The organism is Candidatus Cloacimonadota bacterium (assembly GCA_011372345.1).
Classification (GTDB): domain Bacteria; phylum Cloacimonadota; class Cloacimonadia; order Cloacimonadales; family TCS61; genus DRTC01.
In genome coordinates this window covers 1-6,446 of record DRTC01000652.1, presented here as the reverse complement: position 1 = coordinate 6,446, position 6,446 = coordinate 1, and the positions used below count along the sequence as shown (strand labels likewise).

The 6,446-nt window shown below is 34.7% G+C and carries 10 protein-coding genes; all 10 read right to left on the bottom strand.

Features of this window, described 5'->3' with window-relative positions:
- Nucleotides 1-116 precede the first annotated feature (116 nt).
- Nucleotides 117-410, bottom strand: coding sequence for a DUF59 domain-containing protein (locus tag ENL20_12555; GenBank protein ID HHE39384.1), 294 nt, complete (start codon nt 408-410; stop codon nt 117-119).
- A gap of 65 nt (nt 411-475) precedes the next feature.
- Nucleotides 476-868, bottom strand: coding sequence for a dinitrogenase iron-molybdenum cofactor biosynthesis protein (locus ENL20_12550; protein HHE39383.1), 393 nt, complete (start codon nt 866-868; stop codon nt 476-478).
- Between the two features lie 114 nt (nt 869-982).
- On the bottom strand, nt 983-1,861 hold the full coding sequence (gene dapA / locus ENL20_12545; GenBank protein HHE39382.1) for a 4-hydroxy-tetrahydrodipicolinate synthase: 879 nt from the start codon (nt 1,859-1,861) through the stop codon (nt 983-985).
- A 39-nt stretch (nt 1,862-1,900) separates the two neighbouring features.
- Nucleotides 1,901-2,239 carry a dinitrogenase iron-molybdenum cofactor biosynthesis protein gene (locus ENL20_12540; GenBank protein ID HHE39381.1) on the bottom strand — a complete coding sequence of 113 codons (339 nt, stop codon included), beginning with the start codon at nt 2,237-2,239 and terminating at the stop codon, nt 1,901-1,903.
- A gap of 138 nt (nt 2,240-2,377) precedes the next feature.
- Complete coding sequence (locus ENL20_12535) at nt 2,378-3,256, bottom strand: (4Fe-4S)-binding protein (protein ID HHE39380.1); 879 nt, start codon at nt 3,254-3,256, stop codon at nt 2,378-2,380.
- Nucleotides 3,257-3,303: 47 nt separating this feature from the next.
- Nucleotides 3,304-3,993 (bottom strand): cyclase family protein, encoded by a 690-nt coding sequence (locus ENL20_12530; GenBank protein HHE39379.1) that lies wholly within the window; start codon nt 3,991-3,993, stop codon nt 3,304-3,306.
- A 123-nt stretch (nt 3,994-4,116) separates the two neighbouring features.
- Nucleotides 4,117-4,998, bottom strand: coding sequence for an ATPase (locus ENL20_12525; GenBank protein ID HHE39378.1), 882 nt, complete (start codon nt 4,996-4,998; stop codon nt 4,117-4,119).
- A 42-nt stretch (nt 4,999-5,040) separates the two neighbouring features.
- On the bottom strand, nt 5,041-5,493 hold the full coding sequence (locus ENL20_12520; GenBank protein HHE39377.1) for a universal stress protein: 453 nt from the start codon (nt 5,491-5,493) through the stop codon (nt 5,041-5,043).
- Nucleotides 5,494-5,647: 154 nt separating this feature from the next.
- On the bottom strand, nt 5,648-5,980 hold the full coding sequence (locus tag ENL20_12515; GenBank protein ID HHE39376.1) for an ATPase: 333 nt from the start codon (nt 5,978-5,980) through the stop codon (nt 5,648-5,650).
- Nucleotides 5,981-5,990: 10 nt separating this feature from the next.
- Nucleotides 5,991-6,365 (bottom strand): hypothetical protein, encoded by a 375-nt coding sequence (locus ENL20_12510; GenBank protein ID HHE39375.1) that lies wholly within the window; start codon nt 6,363-6,365, stop codon nt 5,991-5,993.
- Between the last annotated feature and the right edge of the window lie 81 nt (nt 6,366-6,446).

Genomic DNA, 6,446 nt, shown 5'->3' with positions numbered 1-6,446 from the left:
GTTGTTTTATACCCAAAACTGTTTGCATAAACCATTAATAATTTCATGAAATTTCTCTTTTATAAACATTAACTCGTTCCCACACTGAAGCATTGGAACAAAAAATTTTAGATTTCTTACAATCCCTTCCAGGCACTTTGTTCCATAGTCAGAAATTTCTGCAATTCTTCCTGCGTCATCAAAACTGTCTGTACATTAACTTTGGCTTCCATTGCTTCCAAAGGTTGTTTAAAACTTTGGATCAGAATATTTAGAATTGGAATGTTCAAAGCCGGTAATGCCATCACAATTTCGATATTCCTGTCTTTAATTTCATAAGATTTGATAAGACCAAGATCATACAAAGTATGATTAATCGCCGGATGATTTACTCCGGTAATTATTTCGATTGATTTTTGTTCGAAATCCATTTTTTTATTTTCCTGTTATTTTTTAAATACAATCACTTTAATCAAATTTCTAAATTTAGTTCTATCTAAAATGATAGATGCTGCCTTTCTTCACCTTTTTCCCATTCATTATAAATTTTTCCAATATTAAGGCAAATTTTGTTTATGCCTTCTTCTATCTCTTCATCTTTTACTACAATGCAAACAAATTTCTTTTTTATTCGTTTGATATTCGGTCCGAAAATTTTGGAAACTACCACATTTACATTTTCATGAAGCAATAATTTGCTGATTCCTTTTGCTTTTTTGGGATCTGCGTGGACTTCTTCCTCTTCGTCAACTGTATTATCGATTCTTTTAATGAATTTCGCATTATTCCCGGCAATTTCATAAATATCATAAAAATCGGCATCACCAAAATGACGACCCATAAATGTTTTACCATTATCAGTGGCAAAAGCGACTCTTATTTTTTCCATTTTATCCTCCCTGAAACTTCTGAAGTTTTGAAAATTTCGAAAGTTTTATCATTAATTCGGAATTAGGGATACAGTCATATTGTAAAATTTACAGACGCTTTTAATTTATTTACTTCACATCAATCCTCTTTGCTTCATAATGGATTTCAGTTTTTCTGTTTTGTTTACACTAAGTCCGGTTAAAGGTAATCTCAAGCTACCAGCAGGAAAATTCATAAGATTTAAAGCCTTTTTAACAGCCATCGGATTAGTTTCAAAACGAATAGCTTCAAATAAATCATAATATTCCAGATGAAGCTTTTCAGCTTTTTGTATCTCTCCATTCAAAGCAAAATCCAACATATTTTTCATAATATTTGGAATCACATTTCCAGAAACTGTGAATGAGCCACTTCCACCAAAACAAACCAATGGAAAAGCAGTTGTATCTTTTCCTGTAAATACTTCAAAGTCTTCATCTTTGGTCAGGTAAATAACTTTTGCCAGATGATCGAGTGCCTTGTTTCCATCTTTTATTCCAATTATATTAGGGTGTTTTGCTAATAAAGCAGTAGTTTCCGGTTTTATATTTATACCAGTCCTGCCTTCTGCATTATGTAAAATAATCGGAATTTTAGAAGCATCAGCGAGTTTCTCAAAAAATTTAATTACACCATCAGGTTTTGGAAGCACAAAATATGGTGAATAAGAACATATATAATCTGCACCAATATCTGCAAATTCCTTTGCTCGTTCAATTCCTTTCCATAAACTCATCGCACAAAGGTCAGGAACTATCAAAGATTTACCTTTTGCTTCATGAACAATAATTTCTAAAACCTTGTTAACTTCCTCATCAGTTAAAAGGGTGTTTTCTCCAGTTACTCCCAACGGAGCAATCCCCTTAATTCCAGCTTCCAATTGTTTTTGAACTAATAATCTCAATCCATCTTCATCTAAAGACATATCTTCTTTAAATGGTGTGATTAATAGAGTGTATGCACCTTTTTGCATTTCTTCTCCCTTTATTTTTTTGATTTATTAATAAAAAAATCAAAATTCCCTCAATTCTCCCTTTTTATAAGCATCGTATGCTTCTTTAACTGTCATCTCGCCTGCACCGACAAAAACTTTTGTTCCAAGCTGTTTAACAACTACCGCCGCATTTCCTCCGGGACCATTTCCAGTTATCATTACATTCACCCCGTATTCAGCCATTTTCTGAGCCGTTCTTGGTCCTGCTCCGTGCGCTTCGTTAGCGATTGCTCGATTGTCATAAGTTTCAACTTTTTCTGTTTCTTCATCATAAATGAAAAAAAATTCTGTTCTGCCAAATCTGGAGTCTATTTTAGAATCCCATTCTGTTCCTTTGGCTGTTAATAAAATTTTCATTTCAACTCCTTTTTTCAGCAACGAACAATACTAACAAAACAAACAATTAGTCACTTTTTTTTCAGCTGTTCTCAACTCCACCGCTTTGCTGTGAAGTTGAGTCCAACTTGAACGATTTTTTTTGTTCGTATTGTTCGTTTAGTTCGTTGCTAATTCCTTTATTTTTTCCCAACTATTTTCAATATTTAGTTTGAGTTTTCCATCATCAAATTCTACAATTGTTTTGCCTTGGGTCATTGCTTTAGTGAAATTTTCATCATAAGGAATGGCAGTGATCGATTCGATTTTCTCATCTTCCAGAAATCTCTGTATTTCTTTTGTCTTATTTGGATTAATATCAGCTTTATTAATAATGCAACCCGCTTTAATGCCGAATTTTTTCACTAACTCGTACACTCTTTTCAAGTCGTGAATACCGGAAACTGAAGGTTCGGTTACCAGAACTACGAAATGTGCTCCTGAAAGTGATGAAATAACCGGACAACCGATTCCCGGCGAACCGTCAACGATCACAAATTCTTTGTTTTCTTTTTCTGCGATCCCTTTGGCTTTATTTTTTACTTCTGCCACTAATTTACCGGAATTTTCAGCCCCAATTCCCAATCTGGCATGTACCATTTTTGAACCTGTTTTTATTTCGGAAAGAAACCATTTCCCGACATTTTGCTCTTTCATCTCGATTGCATCTCGCGGGCAGATTTGAGAGCAATAACCACAACCTTCACAATCTATTGGATTTATGACATATTTCTTGTTAATTATCGGAATGGCTGCAAAGCGACAAACTTCTGCACATTTTCCACATTTGATGCATTTTTCCTGGTCTATTTCAGCGATTAATCCGCTGTAAAAATCTTCGGAAACAGCATAATCCGGTTCTAATAAAAGATGCATATCAGCCGCATCAACATCGCAATCTGCAACAATTACATCTTTCCCACCAAGATAAGAAAAAGATGCTGTGATTGAAGTCTTACCGGTTCCGCCTTTTCCTGAAATGATGACGATCTCTTTCATTTATTTCCTTTTTAAAACTTGCTAAATTTCAAAAATTTGGCAAGTTTTTACCTGACAACCGCAATAACTCGAGCCAGCATTTCATTAATATTATTTTTTAATGGTAAGGCAAAAACCTCGAATTCTTGAATTTCTAAAAGTTTATCCAGATTAGTTAAATGTTCGGCGATCATTATGTTATTCTTAAAAAATAATTTATGAATTTCAAAAGGAGGATCATCAGGACTGGGTGTATCCAATCCGATCATACTTATTTCCGCTTCGATCAATTTTTCTGCCAGAGATCTATCTATCAAAGGAAATTCCGTATAATAGTTCTCCTTTTTGAAATTCTGATCGTGTCCTGTATAGATCAGAACAATGCTTCCTTTAAGAATAGGTTTATTAATGACTGAACTATCGATGATCTTCTTCCCTTTTGCGTTTAAAACTACACCTTTATTTACATAGCGTTCTAAAGGAAAAGCACTATGCTGCACTCCATCTGCGATCATGTGTCCGGGAGCATCGATGTGAGTTCCCGTATGCAATCCGGTTGTTAAAAGATGATTTGTATATCCATCTTTTTCAACTGTTGCCAGCGATTTCAATTCTGTTTCCGGATGCCCCGGATAGATCGGCATTCCGGATTCTATTGTTTGACTTAAATCAATGATTTTTTCCATTTTTTTCCTTTTATAATTTTTTTTCTTGTTCCCAAATTGTATTTGGGAACACAGTTGGATAAGAAATTTCATTTCGATAAAGATAATTCAAAATAAAATTTTTCCATTATTGCGTTCCCAAATACAATTTGGGAATGAGTAGAACGATAACTCGCTACGGCCGCAGGAAGTGTGAGTCGAGAATTGCGACCATTTTTAGACAGGTTGTTTTCGACTCGCGCTTCGCCACGAGTCAAATCCAACCTTTGAAATCAATTTTTCCAGAGCATTCTCAAATTCAGGAACCTGTTTATAAAGGAGTTCTCCCTGTGAATAAATTTTCGCTATTTTTCTGCTGTTAGGAATTTTCGTTAGAATTGGAATGTTTTGATGCTTACAATATTTCAGAACATCGTCATTTCCAATCCCGAAACGATTGATCACAACTCCAAATTCCTTTTTCAATTCCAGCATAGTTTGAACTGCTAATTTCAAATCGTGTAATCCAAAAGGAGTCGGTTCCGTAACGAGAATGACAAAATCTGCATCTTTACTTGCTTCGATAACCGGACAGGATGTTCCGGGCGGAGAATCATAAATTTGGAAAATATCGTTTGGAAAATTCTTCTCGATATAATCGATAGTTTGCGAGATCAAAGGAACAGCCATTTCCTGACCAATATCAAGTTTGCTTTCCACGAATGACAAATTATCATTCCGGAAATGTCTCAAAACTCCGATTTTTTGAGGTATCATCGGCAAAGATTTGGTTGGACAAAGTTCCGAACAGGCATAACAACTATGACATAATTCCGGAAAGATCATAATTCTGTCGGCAAGTTTAATGACTGCATTGAAATTACAGACTTTCTGGCAGTTACCGCAGAGAATACAGTCATCCTTTTTCCATTCGGGAATTTTCTTAAACTTATCTTCCTGATGAACTAATTTCCCCTCGATGAACAAACCTGAATTCGGTTCTTCCACATCAAGGTCGATGAGAACGATTTTCTGATTTTCCGCTAAAAAAGCAGCCAGATTCGTTGAAAGAGTTGTCTTTCCTGTTCCGCCTTTTCCGCTGGCAATGGCAATTTTCAAATTATTCCTTTCATTAATTTTTCATTATTTTTCCGAATTATCTCATTTCTTTTTTTCAGGAGGTATAACCAAAACCGGTATTGGTGATCTTGTGATCAAAGATTTATGAACACTTCCAAATAAGAGATTATAAAATCTTCCATGTTTATGAGAACCAATAATAATAATGTCTGCTTTAAATATTTCTGCTTCTTGAAGAATATTTTCAACAGCTGTTCCTTCCATGAGAATACATTCTGCTTTAATTCCGTCCTTTTGTAAATTATCATGAATTTCCTGTAGTCGATCTTCAATTATTTTCTTCTTTTCATTTATCAACTCCATCGATGGAGTTTGATTATACTCATTTGTTATTGCTGAAAGATAAGAATCTAATGATTCGGAATGAACAATAAGTAATTCTCCATTTGATTCTTTTGTCATTGTTTTGGCTCGATCAATTACTTTTTCAGTTGATTCTGAAAAATCAATAGCTGCTAAAATTCGTTTCATCATAACCTCCTTAAATTACTTATTCGACTTATAATGAACGACAAGTCGTAACTACACATCTTTTCTTCAAATTTTCACTTTTTTCGGATCGTCATTGATTTATAAAATCCTTTTTTTTTGAACCAAGACGATGTTCTTTTTGGACTAAAAAGCAAGTTTAATGATCACAAAAATTTTCACCTGATTTTAATTCATTTGAGATACAGGTTCTGACCAGTTCTTTTAAATCTTGGGCTGGAACTCCATAATAAACTTGAATATTGTTTTGAGTGAAAAGGCTCTGGGCTCTGTTCCCCATTCCTCCAGCGATGATAATGTTCACTCCCAGATCTCTTAAGAATCTCGGATGAGAACCGGGTTCGTGTGGTGGAGGAGTAATAAACTCTTCGTTCACGATTTTTTCTCCCTCGGTTGTAAAAACAGCAAATTTTTCACAATGGCCGAAATGGGCACATAACTTTCCGTTTTCTGTTGGGATCGCTATTTTCATTTTTTTCATTTTATCTAAAATGTTTATCGCCATGCATGCCGTCACCATGACCTTGACCATGATCACAGCTGCTTTCTCCAGCTTCCAGTGTATCACTCAAATAATTACTAATCACCTCTTCGATATTACCATGTACGCCAATAATGTAATCTATTCCAAATTGTTGGAAATATCCTTGGGCTCTCCTGCCCATACCACCTGCGATTATTATATCACATCCTTGTTCCTTAAGAAATCCTGGAATTGCACCTGGAGCATGACCTGGATTATCTACAACTTTTTTCTCTTTTACTTCAGAACCTTCAATATCCACAATCGTATATTGTGAACACCTTCCAAAATGGTCAGCGACTTGACTATTCTCACTTGAAATCGCAATTCTCATCTTTCACCTCTTTTATATTTTTTTCTTAAAATCAGCATAATCCCAAAGAACGCAAAGAATTATTATTTTTTTCCACTATTT

Excerpts from the sequence above, each read along its gene's own strand:
- ENL20_12540 (HHE39381.1), bottom strand. The coding sequence starts at position 2,239 with ATGAAAATTTTATTAACAGCCAAAGGAACAGAATGGGATTCTAAAATA.
- ENL20_12520 (HHE39377.1), bottom strand. The coding sequence starts at position 5,493 with ATGATGAAACGAATTTTAGCAGCTATTGATTTTTCAGAATCAACTGAA.
- ENL20_12515 (HHE39376.1), bottom strand. The coding sequence starts at position 5,980 with ATGAAAATAGCGATCCCAACAGAAAACGGAAAGTTATGTGCCCATTTC.
- ENL20_12555 (HHE39384.1), bottom strand. The coding sequence starts at position 410 with ATGGATTTCGAACAAAAATCAATCGAAATAATTACCGGAGTAAATCAT.
- ENL20_12550 (HHE39383.1), bottom strand. The coding sequence starts at position 868 with ATGGAAAAAATAAGAGTCGCTTTTGCCACTGATAATGGTAAAACATTT.
- dapA (HHE39382.1), bottom strand. The coding sequence starts at position 1,861 with ATGCAAAAAGGTGCATACACTCTATTAATCACACCATTTAAAGAAGAT.
- ENL20_12535 (HHE39380.1), bottom strand. The coding sequence starts at position 3,256 with ATGAAAGAGATCGTCATCATTTCAGGAAAAGGCGGAACCGGTAAGACT.
- ENL20_12510 (HHE39375.1), bottom strand. The coding sequence starts at position 6,365 with ATGAGAATTGCGATTTCAAGTGAGAATAGTCAAGTCGCTGACCATTTT.
- ENL20_12530 (HHE39379.1), bottom strand. The coding sequence starts at position 3,993 with ATGAAATTTCTTATCCAACTGTGTTCCCAAATACAATTTGGGAACAAG.